Annotated in this window: 21 protein-coding genes; 5 read left to right on the top strand and 16 right to left on the bottom strand. The window is 66.7% G+C overall.

Translation table 11 applies throughout. The annotated features are described in order from the left end of the window. Positions 1–10: 10 nt before the first annotated feature. The 6 genes from EJC49_RS18375 to EJC49_RS18350 all read right to left on the bottom strand — a co-directional run bounded on the left by EJC49_RS18375 (position 11) and on the right by EJC49_RS18350 (position 3925). Complete coding sequence (locus EJC49_RS18375; protein WP_126701394.1) at positions 11–1081, bottom strand: alpha/beta fold hydrolase; 1071 nt, start codon at positions 1079–1081, stop codon at positions 11–13. Between the two features lie 70 nt (positions 1082–1151). Next, positions 1152–1730, bottom strand: coding sequence for a tetratricopeptide repeat protein (locus EJC49_RS18370; protein ID WP_126701393.1), 579 nt, complete (start codon positions 1728–1730; stop codon positions 1152–1154). An 83-nt stretch (positions 1731–1813) separates the two neighbouring features. Continuing rightward, positions 1814–1939 (bottom strand): type B 50S ribosomal protein L36, encoded by a 126-nt coding sequence (ykgO, locus tag EJC49_RS18365; protein WP_126701392.1) that lies wholly within the window; start codon positions 1937–1939, stop codon positions 1814–1816. A gap of 140 nt (positions 1940–2079) precedes the next feature. Continuing rightward, positions 2080–3153, bottom strand: coding sequence for a 5-(carboxyamino)imidazole ribonucleotide synthase (locus EJC49_RS18360; protein ID WP_126701391.1), 1074 nt, complete (start codon positions 3151–3153; stop codon positions 2080–2082). After that, positions 3150–3614 (bottom strand): 5-(carboxyamino)imidazole ribonucleotide mutase, encoded by a 465-nt coding sequence (purE, locus tag EJC49_RS18355; protein ID WP_126701431.1) that lies wholly within the window; start codon positions 3612–3614, stop codon positions 3150–3152. Before purE ends, EJC49_RS18360 begins: the two co-directional genes overlap by 4 nt. A 107-nt stretch (positions 3615–3721) precedes the next feature. Further along, positions 3722–3925: a YdcH family protein gene (locus EJC49_RS18350; protein ID WP_126701390.1), complete on the bottom strand. Its 204-nt coding sequence runs from the start codon at positions 3923–3925 to the stop codon at positions 3722–3724. A 217-nt stretch (positions 3926–4142) separates the two neighbouring features. On the opposite strand from EJC49_RS18350, the gene EJC49_RS18345 reads away from it, so the two are divergent. Beyond that, a complete protein-coding gene (locus tag EJC49_RS18345) occupies positions 4143–4322 on the top strand; it encodes a YdcH family protein (RefSeq protein ID WP_126701389.1) in 180 nt (59 codons plus the stop codon). 67 nt (positions 4323–4389) lie between these two features. Here EJC49_RS18345 and EJC49_RS18340 read toward each other — a convergent pair whose 3' ends face one another. The 3 genes from EJC49_RS18340 to EJC49_RS18330 form a co-directional block, all read right to left on the bottom strand. After that, entirely contained in the window at positions 4390–4653 is a 264-nt protein-coding gene (locus tag EJC49_RS18340) for an ArsR/SmtB family transcription factor (protein WP_126701388.1), read from the bottom strand. A gap of 127 nt (positions 4654–4780) precedes the next feature. After that, positions 4781–6052 (bottom strand): MFS transporter, encoded by a 1272-nt coding sequence (locus EJC49_RS18335; RefSeq protein WP_126701387.1) that lies wholly within the window; start codon positions 6050–6052, stop codon positions 4781–4783. 90 nt (positions 6053–6142) lie between these two features. Further along, positions 6143–6337, bottom strand: a complete 195-nt coding sequence (locus tag EJC49_RS18330; protein WP_126701386.1) for a DUF1192 domain-containing protein — start codon at positions 6335–6337, stop codon at positions 6143–6145. Between the two features lie 103 nt (positions 6338–6440). Here EJC49_RS18330 and EJC49_RS18325 point away from each other — a divergent pair, with 103 nt between their 5' ends. Next, a complete protein-coding gene (locus tag EJC49_RS18325) occupies positions 6441–7445 on the top strand; it encodes an NAD(P)H-quinone oxidoreductase (RefSeq protein WP_126701385.1) in 1005 nt (334 codons plus the stop codon). Between the two features lie 13 nt (positions 7446–7458). On the opposite strand, the gene EJC49_RS18320 is transcribed toward EJC49_RS18325, so the two are convergent. From EJC49_RS18320 to EJC49_RS18300, 5 genes are all read right to left on the bottom strand, one after another. After that, positions 7459–8187, bottom strand: coding sequence for a helix-turn-helix transcriptional regulator (locus EJC49_RS18320; RefSeq protein ID WP_126701384.1), 729 nt, complete (start codon positions 8185–8187; stop codon positions 7459–7461). Between the two features lie 25 nt (positions 8188–8212). Continuing rightward, complete coding sequence (locus EJC49_RS18315) at positions 8213–8584, bottom strand: VOC family protein (RefSeq protein ID WP_126701383.1); 372 nt, start codon at positions 8582–8584, stop codon at positions 8213–8215. Positions 8585–8749: 165 nt separating this feature from the next. Next, positions 8750–8932: a hypothetical protein gene (locus tag EJC49_RS18310; protein WP_126701382.1), complete on the bottom strand. Its 183-nt coding sequence runs from the start codon at positions 8930–8932 to the stop codon at positions 8750–8752. 87 nt (positions 8933–9019) lie between these two features. Beyond that, complete coding sequence (locus EJC49_RS18305; RefSeq protein ID WP_126701381.1) at positions 9020–9808, bottom strand: SDR family NAD(P)-dependent oxidoreductase; 789 nt, start codon at positions 9806–9808, stop codon at positions 9020–9022. An 89-nt stretch (positions 9809–9897) separates the two neighbouring features. Next, positions 9898–11802, bottom strand: a complete 1905-nt coding sequence (locus EJC49_RS18300; RefSeq protein ID WP_126701380.1) for a propionyl-CoA synthetase — start codon at positions 11800–11802, stop codon at positions 9898–9900. A 175-nt stretch (positions 11803–11977) separates the two neighbouring features. On the opposite strand from EJC49_RS18300, the gene EJC49_RS25760 reads away from it, so the two are divergent. Next, the gene (locus EJC49_RS25760) at positions 11978–12139 is read left to right on the top strand and encodes a hypothetical protein (protein WP_170314784.1); all 162 of its coding nucleotides are present in this window, start codon (positions 11978–11980) and stop codon (positions 12137–12139) included. Here the strand turns inward: EJC49_RS25760 and EJC49_RS18295 are convergent. Together EJC49_RS18295 and EJC49_RS18290 are read right to left on the bottom strand one after the other, a co-directional pair. Beyond that, positions 12107–12871 carry an SGNH/GDSL hydrolase family protein gene (locus EJC49_RS18295; protein WP_126701379.1) on the bottom strand — a complete coding sequence of 255 codons (765 nt, stop codon included), beginning with the start codon at positions 12869–12871 and terminating at the stop codon, positions 12107–12109. The two genes, EJC49_RS25760 and EJC49_RS18295, sit on opposite strands and share 33 nt — an antisense overlap. A 118-nt stretch (positions 12872–12989) precedes the next feature. Further along, positions 12990–13925, bottom strand: a complete 936-nt coding sequence (locus EJC49_RS18290) for a fructose bisphosphate aldolase (protein ID WP_245453464.1) — start codon at positions 13923–13925, stop codon at positions 12990–12992. Positions 13926–14189: 264 nt separating this feature from the next. Here EJC49_RS18290 and EJC49_RS18285 point away from each other — a divergent pair, with 264 nt between their 5' ends. Continuing rightward, positions 14190–14528 carry a hypothetical protein gene (locus EJC49_RS18285; RefSeq protein WP_126701378.1) on the top strand — a complete coding sequence of 113 codons (339 nt, stop codon included), beginning with the start codon at positions 14190–14192 and terminating at the stop codon, positions 14526–14528. A 238-nt stretch (positions 14529–14766) separates the two neighbouring features. Then, the gene (locus EJC49_RS18280) at positions 14767–15105 is read left to right on the top strand and encodes a hypothetical protein (RefSeq protein ID WP_126701377.1); all 339 of its coding nucleotides are present in this window, start codon (positions 14767–14769) and stop codon (positions 15103–15105) included. Positions 15106–15124: the final 19 nt, after the last annotated feature.

Below are 15124 nucleotides of genomic sequence, written 5' to 3'. Positions count from 1 at the left end.
GGACCTTGCTCTAACCGGCTGGCGCCGGAGCGGGCGTCGGCGGTCCGTCGGCGCACGCCTCGATGGGGCCGTGGGCATCGTTTGCGATCCGCGCCTCGAGCTGTCGCGCCAGCGCCTGCAGATCGCGCTGGTGCCCCGACAGTTTCTCGATCGCAGCGACGGCGAGATCGGTCGCGATCCAGTCCGGCTTGTGACCGAGGTTCTCGATCCAGAGAAGCTCGGCATTCGGGATGTCGCGGGCGAGCCCCAGCGAATGGATTTCCTCGTAGACGACCGTGTCGCGATTGCCCGAGATCACCACCGTCGGCGCCGTGATCTCGCCATAGCGTGGCGCGAGTTTCTCGACGAAGGCGAAGAGTCCGGCCACGTCGCGGGCATTGGCGCGAAACGCTTTCGGGCGCAGCACCAGCCGGATGGCCGCATCGCGCGCATAGTTCTCCGGTACGGCATTGGGCGCGAAGACGCAGTTCGTCGCAGCGTCGAGCCGCATGATGCCGCCCGTCCAGGCGAGCGTTTCGGTGAAAAGCCGGCCGATCACCGGCGTTTCCGACAGGTCGTAGTACCAGGACGTGCCGCCGCCGGGCCAGGGATGCGACGCCGGGGCGAGAAAGACGAGGCCTTCCAGGCGCTCCGGGCGAAGCACCCCGAAGGCGGTGAGCACGGCGCCCGCGAAGGAGTGGCCGACGACGACGGCCTTTTCCATCCCATAGGCGTCCATCAGCGCGGCGATCGTGTCCGCCTGCCCGGCCGGGGTGTCGTTGACGGCAGGGCCGCGTTCCGACCAGCCATGACCCGGCCGGTCGACGAACAGCATCTCGGCGCGGCCTTCGAGCAAGGGTCGGAAGGGCAGCATCTGGTCGAGAAGGTTGCCGCTTGCGCCATGGACGAAAACCAGGGGCGGCAGATCGGCGCCCGGACCCGCCGGCACATGGACGTGATGGAGGCGCGTGCCGTTGACGGTCGCGAAGCCGCCCACGGGCGGATGGCGCCGCTCGATGAGCCAGGAGCCGACGCGCGTCGCGCCAGCCAGGACCAGCAGCATCGCGAGCAGGAAGGCCAGGGCGGCATAGACGAGGTTCATGACGTCGCGATGCGGTCGGGAGGAAAAAAGGTGGGTTCCGCCGCACGCGGGCGGCGCAAACGATGGCGGATCAGATGCCTTCGCCGGCGAGCTCGTCGGAAAGGGTGGCGACCTGCGACTGGGCGTTGCGCATCATCGGATAGATCGCCAGCGTGCGCTCATAGGCGTTCAGCGCCAGTTCCTTGCGGCCCGTCTCCTTGAGGATCGATGCCAGCCCGCTGAGAGCGCCGAAATGGCGCGGCTCGAGCCGCAGCGTGTGTTCGATGTCGGCCATCGACTTCGCGTAGTTGTCCATCATGAAGTGCACGGTCGCCCGGCGGTTCCAGCCTTCGGCGAAATCGGGCTGCAACGTGATCACCTGGTCGAGGAAATCCAGCGCGACGTCGAACTTCTTCTTGTCGGCGGCCTCGTTGGACCACTGCAGCATCAGGTCGATGGACGCGCTGCCCGACTTGCGCCATTCGGCCCAGATCTGGTTGGCGATGCGCTCGGCGGCTTTCTCGTTGCGCTCCCGCTTGAGGTCGGAGAACAGCTTGTCGAGCCGGGAGGCCTCGCTTGCCGGTCCCGCGTCTTCGGACGCGAGGGCAATCGGCAGGGAGAGGAAAGTGGCGACGAGCGCCGTTGTCACGACATGAAAAAGGTTCCGCATGCCGCAGAACGTAATCCTGCGGCGCGGAACGTCAAACTGAAAATGCCGTGATCGCCATCGGAGAGCGCGAACGCTCCCCAGGATCAGCCCTGGCGCGCCTTGTAGCGCGGAGCCGACTTGTTGATGATGTAGATGCGGCCCTTGCGGCGAACCATGCGGTTGTCGCGATGACGGCCCTTGAGCGACTTGAGCGAATTCTTGATCTTCATTGTCTCAGCCCGTGGTGTACGGCCCGCGCGGGCCAGAATTGAAAGACGCGCCAGAAGGCGCGCCGGAAAGGTCGCGCGGTCATAGACGCAAAGCCCGACTGGTGTCAACCGCGAGCCCCGATCGCGTCGAGCGGAAGGTGTCACCCCAGCCGGGTGAAATGCCCCATCTTGCGGCCTGGGCGGGTCTCGGTCTTGCCGTAGAGATTGAGCACCACGCCCGGCTCGCCCAGCAGGTCCGGTATGCGCTCGATGTCGTCGCCGATCAGGTTTTCCATCACGCAATCGGAATGGCGCCCGGGCAGGCCGAGCGGCAGGCCGGCGACGGCGCGGATGTGCTGCTCGAACTGGGAAACGACACAGACGGCCTCGGTCCAGTGGCCGGAATTGTGGACGCGCGGCGCGAATTCGTTGGCGAGCACCGAGCCGTCGGCCAGCGCGAAGAACTCCACCCCGATCACGCCCACATAGCCAAGCGCGTCCATCAGCGCGAAGGTGGCTTCGCGGGCGGTCTTTTCCATTTGGGCGTCGATCCCGGCGGGAACGGTCGTGCGACGCAGGATTCCATCCGCGTGCTCGTTACGGGCCGCGTCGTAGGCCATCATCGAGCCGTCCAGGCCGCGCGCTGCGATGATGGAGAACTCGAAATCGAAAGCGACGAGGTCCTCGAGGATCAGGGGCACGCCGCCCATCGCCTCCACCGCGCCGTCGGAAGCGTCGCGTCTCGCGTTGCGGAACACGCGCTGGCCCTTGCCATCGTAGCCGAGCCGGCGGGTTTTCAACACGCCGCTGCCGCCGAATTTATCAAGCGCCGCGCGAAGATCGGCATCGTCATCCACAGGCAGGAATCGGGCTGTGGATATGTCCTGCCGGTTCAGGAAACTCTTCTCGGCCAGCCGGTCCTGCGCCGTCTCCAGCGCCAGCGGCGGCGGAAACACCGGCACGTGCTCGCAGAGATGCCTGGCCGCGCCAACCGGCACGTTCTCGAACTCGTAAGTGACGACGGCCGAGCGGGCCGCCAGCGAGGTCAGCGCCGCGCGGTCGTCGTAATCGGCGAGGATCTGGCTGTTCGACACCTGAGCGGCCGGGCAATCCGGCTGCGGTTCCAGGATGGTGGTGCGGAAGCCCAGTCGGGCGGCCGCCATCGCCAGCATCCGGCCAAGCTGGCCGCCGCCGATGATGCCGATCATGTCGCCGGGAACGAGGGGACGGATCATGCGTGGTCGGTGGGCCGGAGGGCGACCTTGTCGGTCTGGGCGGTGCGGAAGCGGTCGAGCCTTGCGGCCAGGTCCTCGTCGGAGAGCGCGAGCACGGCGGCGGCGAGAAGCGCTGCGTTGACCGCACCCGCCCGGCCGATGGCGAGCGTGCCGACGGGAATGCCGGCGGGCATCTGCACGATCGACAGGAGCGAGTCCTGGCCCGACAGAGCCTTCGATTCCACCGGAACCCCGAACACGGGAAGCGGAGTCAGCGAGGCCGTCATGCCTGGCAGGTGCGCCGCGCCGCCCGCGCCCGCGATTATGACCTTGTAGCCGGCGGCCTTTGCGCCGCGGGCGAAGTCGAAAAGCCGCTCGGGCGTGCGGTGGGCCGACACGATCAGGGATTCGTGGGCGATTTCCAGTTCGGCGAGCGTCTCGGCCGCATGGCGCATGGTCGCCCAGTCCGACTGGCTTCCCATGATGATGGCGACGTCCGGGTGTGCGCTGTCCAAGATGGTGGTCCTTCCCGCCAAAGGCGCGCCTTAACCGAATACGAACCATGCCGCAAGAAAAACGGCGTCGCCCGTCAGGCGATGATGTCGGGAATCACGCGGTCTTCGAGATGAGTCAGGCGATCCTTGATCGCGAGCTTCTTCTTCTTCATCCGCTGGACCTGGAGCGGGTCGCATCCGGTGGCGATCATCGCATTGATTGCCGCGTCGAAATCGGCGTGTTCCTGCTTCAAGCGCGCAAACTCGAGACGAATTTCCGCTTGTTCCTGTTCCGACATGCATGCTTCCCCGGCGCGGAATGTCGCGCCCCAGTGGCCGAACCGGGTCTTGCCCGGGCCGCAGGCCCATACCACATTTCCTACTGACAGAAAATGCTACCACGCCGCATTCGACAGACCGGGCGAGTGGTGACACACTGTCATCGCGTTGTCATGAATCGCGGCCTGCGGTGGGACGCGGTTCCTGACCTACGAACGAGGAAAGGGAGCAATACGCATGTCTCTGACGTCGCATATCGAGGAACTGAAGCGCAAGCACACCGAACTTGACCGCGAAATCGCCGAAGCGATTGCACGACCCTCCACCGACGACATCGAGGTCAACAGGCTCAAGCGGCGCAAGCTCGCCCTCAAGGATGCCATCGAGAAGCTCGGGACGCATCACACGACGCACTGACGGAGTATCCATCACCAAACCAGTGACCGGCGGAGCCTCCGCCGCCGGTCGTCCATCCGGGCGGCGGTCACTCGGTCCAGAACTGATCGATCCAGATATTGATGCGCGTGAACCCGCCAGGGTTGATGGCGTAGATGCGTTTCGTTCCGTCGGGGCTTGCCACGACGAGTCCCGCGTCCAGCAGCACCTTCAGGTGCTGCGATACGGCCGGACGCGAGACCGGCAACCCCGATGCGAGCTCATTGACGGTCTTCGGCCCGCGGCGCAGCTCCTCGAGAAGGTGCCGCCGGTTCCCGTCCGATATCGCCATGAACGCGTCGATGGAGTTCATCGGTCCACGTTATCCACTTGCGGGCGAAACACAAAGCCGAACCGTCTCTCCAGAGGGTCTCCCGCAAAGTCTCTGGCGAGGGGCCTGCCTTCGGCGCACTGGGCCTGCCGAGGCTGGCCTGTCCGGTTCACGCCGCGTCCTTGGTCCCCGACGTATCGTCGAGATCGCCGTCGCCGCGCGGATCCAGGCGCAGGACTTCGGGCGTGACGGCACGCTCGGGCGGCATTGAGCTGAAGGATTCGCGTTCCTCCACCGGCACCGGGGCGCGGCGCGAGATGCGCAGCAGCGTGTAGCCCGCGATCAGCAGGTGCGCGAGGGCCGTGGTCAGGAACAGGCTTTCGGGCCGCATCCGGTCCATCAGCGCGCCGCCGACGAGCGGCCCGATCATGGTGCCGAAACCGTAGAGCAGCAAAAGGCCGCCGGACACCTTCACGAAGTCCTCCGACTTCGCATGGTCGTTGGCATGCGCGACGGCCAGGGAATAGAGCACGTAGGCCATGGCGCCGTAGGCGGCGGTCAGGGCGATCACGGTCGTGCCGTTGCGCGCGCCGACGACGAAGATCAGCAGCCCGATCGCCGCAGCGGCGAAGGCTGCTCCGGCGAGCACGTAGCGCCGGTCCGTGCGGTCGGAGAGACGCCCGGCCGGCAGCTGGACGATGGCGCCGGCGACGACCGCAAGGCTCATCATCAGCGCGATCTGCCCGGTGGAGATGCCGATCTCGGCCCCGAACACGGCGCCGAGCGTGCCCCAGGCGCCATTGGCGACGCCGATCAGCAGGCAGCCGGCCGAGGCCACGGGCGAGTTGGCGTAGAGCGCCTTCAGGTCGAGCGAGACACCGACCAGCGGCTTGGGCGTCGCCTGCGTCGACACGGTGGTGGGGATCAGCGCCAGGCAGAAGAAGATGCCGGTGACCATGAACAGCGATGCCGTCGTGACGTCGCCGGCCGCCACGATCAGTTGTCCCCCCATGAGGGAGGCATTGGTGACCATCATGTAGATGCCGAACACCGTGCCCCGGTTCTCGTTGGTGGCGCTCTCGTTCAGCCAGCTCTCGATCACCATGAAGGCGCCGGCCATGCAGAAGCCGGTGAAGATGCGCAGGAAGATCCAGACATACTGGTCGATGATCAGGCCCGTCAGCAGGGCGATGATCGCGGCCGACGCGGCAAAGGCGCCAAAGGCGCGCACGTGGCCGACGCGGCGCACCAGCCTCGGCGCCATCAGGCAGCCGGCGACGAAGCCCGCCGCCCAGGCCGTTCCGAGCAGGCCGAGCGACGTGGTCGAAAAACCCTCCGCCTGTCCGCGCAGTGGCAGCAACAGGCTGTGCAGGCCCGACGCCGCCAGGAGGAACGCCGTGCCGCGCAGCAGGGACAGGATCGGCCGGTAGCTCGCGAACATGGACACCTTCCGGATATGGTCGAACGAATCGGGTGGCGGGCTGGAATCAGTCGTGGGCAGCTTTGGCGGCCGGGGGGCGAGGTCAATCCGTCAAATGCGGCGGAATAGCGCCTCGGCGGCCTGCTTGGTCGATCCCTTCGCGCCCAGCTCGGTCTCGATGCGGGCGATCTCCGACCGAAGCAGGACGATCCGCTCCTCCAGCTCGGCCACCGAGAGCAGGGACAGATCCTGTCCGATCTCGTGCGGCCTGGCCTTGCGCGCCGGTTCTTCTTCGAGAATACCCATGATCCTTCTCCTCCGGTTGCCGTGACCGGCAGGCAGGATACAGTCCGCGGGTCCTCGAAATCAAATCCGCACGAAATCCCATCGAGCGTCGACAGGAGACATCATGGCCGAGCCCCTTCCCGAGATGATGACAGCGATCGCCATTGCCGAGCCGGGCGGGCCCAGGGTTCTCAAGCCGGAAACACGGCCGGTCCCCAAGCCGCAAGGCGGCGATGTCCTGATCCGGGTTCGCGCCGCCGGCGTGAACCGGCCCGATGTCGCGCAACGGACCGGCGCCTATCCGCCGCCGCCCGGCGCGTCCGACCTTCCGGGCCTCGAGGTGGCGGGCACCGTAGCGGCGGTCGGTCCGGACGTCCGTCGCTGGCGTGTCGGCGATGCGGTCTGCGCGCTGACGCCCGGCGGCGGCTATGCCGAGTACTGCCTGACCCACGAAAGCAACGCGCTGCCGGTGCCGCACGGCTTCACGCTGACCGAAGCCGCGGCCCTGCCCGAGACCTTCTTCACCGTCTGGCACAACGTCTTCCAGCGCGGCGGCCTGAAGGCGGGCGAGACCTTTCTGGTGCATGGCGGATCGTCCGGCATCGGCACGACGGCCATCCAGCTCGCCTCGGCTTTCGGCGCCACCGTGCTGGCGACGGCCGGTTCGGCCGACAAGTGCGAAGCCTGCGTGACGCTCGGCGCCGCCCGCGCCATCAACTATCGCGAGGAGGATTTCGTCGCGGTGGCGAAGGAGGCCACCGGCGGCAAGGGCGTGAACCTGATCCTCGACATGGTGGGCGGCAGCTACATCGACCGCAATTACGAGGCGGCGGCTGTGGAAGGCCGCATCGTCCAGATCGCCTTCCTCGGCGGCGCGAAGGCCGAAGTGAACTTCGCCAAGCTGATGGTGAAGCGGCTGGTCCACACCGGCTCGACGCTGCGGCCGCGAACGGTGGAGTTCAAGGGAGGCGTCGCCGCCGAACTCGAGCGACTGGTCTGGCCGCTCCTGGCCGAGCGCAAGGTGGCGCCGGTCATGGACATGATCTATCCGCTGCGCGACGCCTGGCGGGCGCATGAGCGCATGGAGGAAGGCGACCACATCGGCAAGATCGTACTCGACGTCGACTGACGTCGCGCGCCGGTCAGCCTTCGCGTGCGAGATGCCTTTCCGAGACCGCAGGTCCGTGCGGGGAGCGGTCCTCCATCTGGCGGTAGAAGTCGGCCAGCTGCTTGCCGCGCTCGTGCCGGAAGGATCGCTCCGCCGCCGAGAGGCAGGCGATGCGATCGATCCGGAAAGCGCGGAAGTCCTCGCGCAGTTCGCACCAGGCGACGAGCGTCCAGACCTTGCCCCAGAACCACAGGCCGAGCGGGCGCACGTCGCGGATGGAGCCCTTGTCGGCCTCGTCCTGATAGTCCAGCGTCAGGACGGTGCGGTTCTCGATCGCCCGCTCGATGGCGTCGATCTTTTCGCGGTCGGGCTGGCTGACGACGTAGAGCGGGGCGTGGATCTCGGTGCGGGCGGTACGGTCCTTCTCGCTGTCGGGCAGGACGGCCGCGATCTTCACCAGCGCCTCCTCGGCGGAGCGCGCCATGGCCGCACCGCCGAAAGCCCGCACCATGCGGGCTCCGGCGACCAGGGCCACGATTTCGTCGCGCGTGAACATCAGCGGCGGCAGGTCGTATCCCGAGCGCATGAGGTAGCCGACGCCGGCCTCCCCATCGATCGGCACGCCCGTCGACTGAAGATCGGCAATGTCGCGGTAGATCGTGCGTTCGGAGACTTCCAGCCATTCGCCGAGCATGCGCGCGGTGACGAGCCGGCCACCCCGCAGATGCTGGACGATCTGGAAGAGGCGGTCGGCGCGTCGCATGCGAAATGTCCTTTCGTCGAACCGCTCAGGCGGCAAACAGGCCGATCGAGTTGCCGTCGGGATCGAGGCAATAGGCGAAGCGGCCGGCGGGGAGCTGGATCGGCGGCGACACGACCTGGCCGCCATTGGCGGTCACGCGTTCCATCGCTTCTTCCAGAGGGGCAGCGACCGCGAGATGGATGGTGCTGCCGGTGCCCGGCGCTGCCGGCTTGCCCGCGTAGAGGTGACCGGACGTTGCCTCCTCGCTTGCCGAACGGAACCGGGCCATCGGATTCGGCCCTCCCGCTTCGTCGGCGAGTTCGTTCTGCAGCACGGCGCCGTAGAAGGCCTTGGCGCGATCCATGTCGGCGACCGGGATCTCGACCCAGACGACGGCATTCTGAGGGATGGAAGACATCGAAGCTTCTCCTTGAGCTGATTAGACAATGGCAGGATCCTCCTGACAACATACTGTCAGGAGATGTCAGTTCGTGGACGGCCGCGGCGGCGCTGCCGCATGCCGTGACGGGAAACAGGGGTAGGAGCCGGCTCGCGCGCCGTGCGCATCGATCCGGCCCGGTCTTCACTTGCCGTCGATCAGGTGGCCGTGCCACCCGCCCGCGTTCGAGCCTGCGGCCGGCCAGCCGATGTCTTTCCGCAGCGCGGGCGACAGCCGCGCGATCGCCCTTTCGGCGCGGACCCTCTCGCGGGCAGCGCGCCATCGTTCGGCCCAGCGGCCAAGGAGAGTGTTGGGGAACGAGTTCATGCTGTGCTCCATCGGGTCGTTTTCGATGGAGCCACTGTGCCATGCCCCTCCTGACGACCTGCCGTCAGGAGCCCGCAGGCGGGTCGGTCATTCCTCGGGAACCGGCACCGTGTAGTTCAAGGGCAGGCGGCCGCCATCGGCGTAGATCGTCTGGCCGGTGATGTAACTCGCCTCGTCGGAGGCGAGGAAGACGGCGATCGCGGCAATCTCCGCCGTCTCGCCGATGCGGCCGAGCGGCGTGCGCGACAGGATGCGCTCGCGGGCGGCGGGATCGGCATTGACGCTGGCGAGCATGTCGGTCCTGATCGATCCGGGACCGATGGCGTTGACTCGGATTCCGAAGGGGGCGAGCGACAATGCCATGGCTTTCGTGAGCTGTTTCACGCCGCCCTTCGACACCGAGTAGGGCAGTTGGTTGGCGATCGCCAGCACGGCGTTGATCGACGACATGTTGACGATCGAACCGGCCGGCCCGCCGGCCTTGACGCGGTCGACCATCTGGCGGGCGACCGCCTGGCCGGTCAGGAAGCTGCCCTTCAGGTTGACGGCCAGCACGCGGTCGAAATCCTCCTCCGTCACGTCGAGGAAATCCGCGCCGTGCGCGATGCCGGCATTGTTGACCAGAATGTCGATTTCTCCGTAGGAATCGATGGTCGCGGCGACGAGATTGTGCACGTCGAGCCGACGGCCCACATCGGCCTTCACGAACTGCACGTCTCCGAACCGGCCCAGATCCCGCTCGGCGCGGGCGCCTTTCTCCGTGTCGACGTCGGCGATCACCACCTTGGCCTTCTCGCGCGCAAAGCGCTCGGCGATGGCGTAGCCGATGCCGCCCGCACCCCCGGTGACGATGGCGATTTTCCCGTCGAGTGGCATGGCGCGCTCCTGAAGCTGATCGTGCGCCGCTTATAGACCCCGGGGACGCGGCGGGCCAGAGCCGCGGCTCGGCGGTAGAGACCGACGGATCAGCCGAGCCCCTTGGTTTTCAGGGCTTCGGCGATCTCGTCGAGAATCGCCGGATCGTCGATCGTCGCCGGCATCTTCCACGCCTCGTGGTCGGCGATCTTCTGCATCGTGCCGCGCAGGATCTTGCCGGACCGGGTCTTGGGCAGGCGCTTCACCGCCACGACCGTCTTGAACGCTGCGACCGGGCCGATCCGGTCGCGCACCAGCGCCACCACTTCCCGCTCCAGCTCGGCGGGATCGCGGGTGACGCCGGCATTGAGCACAACGAAGCCGCAGGGCACCTGGCCTTTCATCGCGTCGGCGATGCCGATGACGGCGCATTCGGCGACGTCGGGATGCTCGGCCAGCACCTCCTCCATGCCGCCGGTGGACAGGCGATGGCCGGCGACGTTGATGATGTCGTCGGTGCGGGCCATGATGAAGAGATAGCCGTCGTCGTCGATGTAGCCGGCATCGGCGGTCTTGTAGTAGCCGGGAAACTCGGCGAGGTAGGCCTCGCGGAAGCGTTCGTCGGCATGCCAGAGCGTCGGCAGGGCGCCAGGCGGCAGCGGCAGCTTCACCACCACGTTGCCCAGCGTGCCGCGCGGCACCTCGTGGCCGGCATCGTCGACGACGTGCATCTCGTAGCCCGGCATCGGCACGGCCGGGGAGCCGTATTTCACGGGCAGTCGTCCCAGGCCGATCGGGTTCTGGCTGATCGGCGCGCCCGTCTCGGTCTGCCACCAGTGATCGATCACCGGCACCTTCAGCTGGTTTTCCGCCCATTTGATCGTCTCGGGATCGGCGCGCTCGCCGGCGAGAAACAGCGTCCGGAACTTCGACAGGTCGTACTTTCGGACGAAATCGCCCTTCGGATCCTGCCCCTTGATGGCGCGGAAGGCGGTCGGCGCGGTGAAAAGCGCGACCACGCCATGCTCGGCGATCACCCGCCAGAAGGTGCCTGCATCGGGCGTCCCGACGGGCTTGCCCTCGAAGAGGATCGTCGTCGCGCCATGCAGAAGCGGCGCGTAGACGATGTAGGAATGGCCGACGACCCAACCGACGTCGGACGCCGCCCAGAAGACCTCGCCCGGCCTGACGCCGAACTCGTTCCACATGCTCCAGGCGAGCATGACCATGTGGCCGCCATTGTCGCGCACGACGCCCTTGGGCTGGCCGGTGGTTCCGGACGTGTAGAGCACGTAGAGCGGATCGGTGGCGGCGACGGTCACGCAGGGCACCACGCGTCCCGCGGCCCTGGCCGCTCCGACCGCGTCGGCATAGTCGACGTCGCGGCCGGCGACGAGATCGCAGCGCTGTTCGTCGCGCTGGAGGATGATGCAGGCGTCGGGCTTGTGCCGGGCGATGTCGATCGCGCCATCGAGCAGCGGCTTGTAGGCCACGACGCGGCCCGGCTCGAGGCCGCAAGAGGCGGAGACGATCAGCTTCGGCGTCGAATCGTCGATGCGGGTGGCGAGCTCGCGGGCGGCGAAACCGCCGAAGACGACGGAGTGGATCGCGCCGATCCGCGCGCAGGCCAGCATGGCGAAGACGGCTTCGGGCACCATCGGCATGTAGAGGATGACCCGGTCGCCCTTGCCCACGCCCTGGTCGACCAGAACGGCGGCGAGCGCCTCGACCTCCGCCTTCAGCTGCGCATAGGTGTAGGTTCGCTTCGTCCCGGTGATGGGGCTGTCGTGGATCAGAGCCGGCTGCTCGGCCCGTCCGCCCTCGACATGGCGATCGACGGCGTTGTGGCAGGTGTTGCAGGTCGCGTCCGGGAACCAGCGGCCGTAGACCCCGGCCGAAGGGTCGAAGATGGCCTTCGGCGGCGAGACCCAGTCGATCGCAGTGGCGGCTTCGGCCCAGAAGCCTTCGGGATCGCGTTTCCAGCCCTCGTAGACCTCATGATAGCGCGATTCCATGGCAGTCCTCCCCTGTCGCATTGCCCGTCTTCTAGCCTCGGCGGCCGCGACGCGTCCATTTGACTATGTTCCGATATGCCCGGGTGGGGGAAGGGGCTTTGACTTCCGTCAAGCAGGCTGGTCAATGGGTGCGACAGGCGGCATGGGTCGCCCGAGCGAGGAGCCGGCCCCCGGCATGACCAAAGCGCTTTCGATCGTCATCATCCTGATCATGGCCGTGCAGATCATCAAGCCGCTCGGCCTGCCCGGACTTCGCAAGCGCAGCGATTTCTGGAAGCTGGCGCTCGGCGCGCTCGGGTTGATCTCACTGACCGTCATCTTCAGCCACGGAGGCTGAGGCGAGCGCTTCTGCCGCCGGCAGTTCGATCAGCGGCAAGAGGTGCTCCGCCCAGGCGCGGTAGCCTGCCTCCGACGCGTGAAAGCCGTCGGTGGAAAAGCCGAGGGTCGGATCCTCGACCGGCAGGCGGCTCGCCGGCACCGCGCCGCGTTCATGGCAAAGCCGCGTCCCCATGGCGTTGATCGCCTGGGCGCGGATCTCGAGGATGCGCGCCAGGAGCGGCGGCAGGGCCGGCACCGTCGTCATGTCGATCACCGGCGACCAGACGATGCGCGCAGCGGGGAACCTGGCCTTCAGCGCATAGAGGAGCCCGCCGAAATCGCGCTTGAAGCGCGAGACGGGGTGGAAGTTCTTGGCGTCGTTGGTGCCGACCGACAGCACCACGTGGGTCCAGTCGTCATGCGCGAGATTGGGCAGCACGAAGTCGCGCAGCTGCGCGGCCGTCGCCGAATTGAAGCCGGCGGCGCGCCAGGTCACCGGGCGTCCGGTGTCGCGCCGGATCATGCCCGCCAGGATCGCCGCGATGCCGCCGTCCGTCCGCTCGATGCCGACCGAGGCGGCCGACGAGTCGCCGAGCACCAGCAGCCGCAGCGGCGCACCCGACCCGGGGAGCGTGTGCGTCACCGGGCCTTCGGCCGGCAGCAGACGCCTTGTCCGCAGCCGGACGCCGATGCCTTGCCAAGCATAGACCGGGAGGGCGAGCCAGGACAGAAGCGGAAGCAGGCGGGTCATGAAGGCTCGGACGATGGCGTGTTCGGATCCCACTTCCCTACAACCGATCGCTCGAAATGGAAAAGGCCTCGCTGAACACGAGCCTTTCCTAGGTCTGGATGCCTGCTCTGACGGTCGCTCAGGCGGCTTTTTTGTCCGCCCGCGATGCCTGGAAGATGCTGTCGATCGTGGCGGCCAGCGTGGCGTTGAAGTCCGCGTCGCTCTGGTCGGCCGAAAGCCCCTCGGTGAGCGCCCGCGAGAAGCTGGCAATCAGACCATCGTTCTCCACCAGCTTCGCGTTCGCCTCGTCGCGCGAGTAGCCGCCCGACAGGGCGACGACGCGCATGACGCGCGGATCGTCGATGAGCGGCTTGTAGTGGTTCGGCTTCGTCGGGATGCTCACCTTCAGCATGATCTTCTGGCCGGAGGGCAGGCCGTCGAGGTGCTTCCGGATCTCGGCCAGCAGCAGCTCTTCGGCCTCGGCCTTGTCGGCGATCGAGATGGTCACCTCCGGCTCGAGGATGGGCACGAGACCATGCGACAGGATCTGCTTGCCCACTTCGAACTGCTGGTCGACGATTGCCTTGATGCCCGCCGGGTTGGCGGCATCGATGACCGAACGCATCTTGGTGCCGAAGACGCCCTTGGCGACCGCCCGCTCGAGCAGGTCGTCGAGACCCGCGATCGGCTTCATCAGCTTCACGCCGTCCTTGCCGTCGGCGAGGCCCTTGTCGACCTTGAGGAACGGCACGACGCCGCGCTTCTCCCACAGGTACTGCGCCGTCGGCACGCCTTCGACCGCACGGTCCATGGTCTGCTCGAAGAGGATCGCGCCCATGACCTTGTCGCCGGTGAAAGCCGGGGAGGTGATGATGCGCGAGCGCATCTGGTGGATGAGATCGTACATCTCCTCCTCGCTCGACCATGCGGCTTCATCGACGCCGTACAGTTTCAGCGCCTTGGGCGTCGACCCGCCCGACTGGTCGAGCGCGGCGATGAAGCCGTCCTTGCCCGCAACCTGGGCGGCCATGTCCGCATGCGTCGATGCCGTCGTGTCGTTGCGCGGGTCGCTCATCTGATCTGCCTCCTGAATATTGCTTCTCCGGGCTCTAACAGAAGCGGCGCACAAACGGAACCGCAGCGCAAGTGCTTGAACCGATTGAAAGATTTCAATCGGTTTAGTCATCTGTCGAATATTTCGGGAGTGTTAAGCACTTAACGGAAGGCTGGCGCGCCGAGGCCTAGCTTGGTGCCATCGCACACATGCTTGGCCCGCGATCGACGAATGGGCCCAAGAACATATGCAAACGGGGTTCGTCCCGGTTTGGGAGCCTTTCTGATGTCACCGATCACCACAGCCCTGTTCGGGTCCGGCGCAGCCGTCCTCTATGTCGTTGCGAGCTGGATCCTCAAGCCGCTCGGCGGCTCGCCCTACCTGATCCTCATCCCGCTCGCTGCCGCCACGATGCTAGCAAGCGCCTGGATCGAATCTGCATCGCAGCACCGGTTCCGCTTCGGCCCGGTCGTAACGCTGCTGATCGCCCTCGAAGTCTCGATGGCGGTCGTTGCCGCCATTCTCTCGGTCACCGACATCTATCCCTCGCGCGAAATCATGGGCGCCATCGTCGCCTTCGCCGGTCTCGCCCTGCTCGGCACCCGCGCCGGGCGCGCGGGATAGGTCGGTTCTGTCCGGTCCCGCCCTGGGTGAAAACCGGGGGCGCGGCTTCGTGTCGATGGGATTCAAGCGCTTGATATACAAGGATAATCTGCATGCCAGTGTTAAGGCATTAACAGAGGGAATGCCTCGCGGCATCTAGCTTTCCAGCATCGGACACGGGCGCGGGGCTTCGCCTTTCACACGGGAAACTGCACATGGCACTGCGTGGACGGAAGCGCCTCCTGCCTCGGAGCGTCGCATGTCACAGATGATCACCGTGCTGCTCGCCTCGGGCGCGGCGTTCTTCTACATGTCGGCGAGCTGGATCATGAAGACGTGGGGCGGCTCGACCTACCTGGTCCTGATCCCCGCGGTCATCCTGACGCTGTCGGCGGCCGCCTGGTTCGAGATCGAGGTGCTCCGCACCACGCGGCTTGGCCACGTGATCATCCTGATCCTCGCGATCGAATTCCTGATGACCTTCGTCGTGGCCATCTGGTTCCTCGGGGAAAAATACACCCTGCGCGAGGCCGCCGGGGCGGCGATCGTGCTGGTCGGCATCGCCATGCTGTGCATGACGCCGAGCCATGCGGAATGACAAGGGCGCAGCTTGGTCC

The organism is Aquibium carbonis (assembly GCF_003970795.1).
Taxonomy (GTDB): domain Bacteria; phylum Pseudomonadota; class Alphaproteobacteria; order Rhizobiales; family Rhizobiaceae; genus Aquibium; species Aquibium carbonis.
The sequence above is the reverse complement of the archived record's forward strand: the minus strand, read 5'-3'. Positions and strand labels throughout refer to the sequence as shown.

What these genes read in the sequence shown, in the direction of transcription:
- EJC49_RS18375 (WP_126701394.1), bottom strand. Translation starts at nt 1,081, where the DNA reads ATGAACCTCGTCTATGCCGCCCTGGCCTTCCTGCTCGCGATGCTGCTG.
- EJC49_RS18370 (WP_126701393.1), bottom strand. Translation starts at nt 1,730, where the DNA reads ATGCGGAACCTTTTTCATGTCGTGACAACGGCGCTCGTCGCCACTTTC.
- ykgO (WP_126701392.1), bottom strand. Translation starts at nt 1,939, where the DNA reads ATGAAGATCAAGAATTCGCTCAAGTCGCTCAAGGGCCGTCATCGCGAC.
- EJC49_RS18360 (WP_126701391.1), bottom strand. Translation starts at nt 3,153, where the DNA reads ATGATCCGTCCCCTCGTTCCCGGCGACATGATCGGCATCATCGGCGGC.
- purE (WP_126701431.1), bottom strand. Translation starts at nt 3,614, where the DNA reads ATGGGAAGCCAGTCGGACTGGGCGACCATGCGCCATGCGGCCGAGACG.
- EJC49_RS18350 (WP_126701390.1), bottom strand. Translation starts at nt 3,925, where the DNA reads ATGTCGGAACAGGAACAAGCGGAAATTCGTCTCGAGTTTGCGCGCTTG.
- EJC49_RS18345 (WP_126701389.1), top strand. Translation starts at nt 4,143, where the DNA reads ATGTCTCTGACGTCGCATATCGAGGAACTGAAGCGCAAGCACACCGAA.
- EJC49_RS18340 (WP_126701388.1), bottom strand. Translation starts at nt 4,653, where the DNA reads ATGAACTCCATCGACGCGTTCATGGCGATATCGGACGGGAACCGGCGG.
- EJC49_RS18335 (WP_126701387.1), bottom strand. Translation starts at nt 6,052, where the DNA reads ATGTTCGCGAGCTACCGGCCGATCCTGTCCCTGCTGCGCGGCACGGCG.
- EJC49_RS18330 (WP_126701386.1), bottom strand. Translation starts at nt 6,337, where the DNA reads ATGGGTATTCTCGAAGAAGAACCGGCGCGCAAGGCCAGGCCGCACGAG.
- EJC49_RS18325 (WP_126701385.1), top strand. Translation starts at nt 6,441, where the DNA reads ATGGCCGAGCCCCTTCCCGAGATGATGACAGCGATCGCCATTGCCGAG.
- EJC49_RS18320 (WP_126701384.1), bottom strand. Translation starts at nt 8,187, where the DNA reads ATGCGACGCGCCGACCGCCTCTTCCAGATCGTCCAGCATCTGCGGGGT.
- EJC49_RS18315 (WP_126701383.1), bottom strand. Translation starts at nt 8,584, where the DNA reads ATGTCTTCCATCCCTCAGAATGCCGTCGTCTGGGTCGAGATCCCGGTC.
- EJC49_RS18310 (WP_126701382.1), bottom strand. Translation starts at nt 8,932, where the DNA reads ATGAACTCGTTCCCCAACACTCTCCTTGGCCGCTGGGCCGAACGATGG.
- EJC49_RS18305 (WP_126701381.1), bottom strand. Translation starts at nt 9,808, where the DNA reads ATGCCACTCGACGGGAAAATCGCCATCGTCACCGGGGGTGCGGGCGGC.
- EJC49_RS18300 (WP_126701380.1), bottom strand. Translation starts at nt 11,802, where the DNA reads ATGGAATCGCGCTATCATGAGGTCTACGAGGGCTGGAAACGCGATCCC.
- EJC49_RS25760 (WP_170314784.1), top strand. Translation starts at nt 11,978, where the DNA reads ATGACCAAAGCGCTTTCGATCGTCATCATCCTGATCATGGCCGTGCAG.
- EJC49_RS18295 (WP_126701379.1), bottom strand. Translation starts at nt 12,871, where the DNA reads ATGACCCGCCTGCTTCCGCTTCTGTCCTGGCTCGCCCTCCCGGTCTAT.
- EJC49_RS18290 (WP_245453464.1), bottom strand. Translation starts at nt 13,925, where the DNA reads ATGAGCGACCCGCGCAACGACACGACGGCATCGACGCATGCGGACATG.
- EJC49_RS18285 (WP_126701378.1), top strand. Translation starts at nt 14,190, where the DNA reads ATGTCACCGATCACCACAGCCCTGTTCGGGTCCGGCGCAGCCGTCCTC.
- EJC49_RS18280 (WP_126701377.1), top strand. Translation starts at nt 14,767, where the DNA reads ATGTCACAGATGATCACCGTGCTGCTCGCCTCGGGCGCGGCGTTCTTC.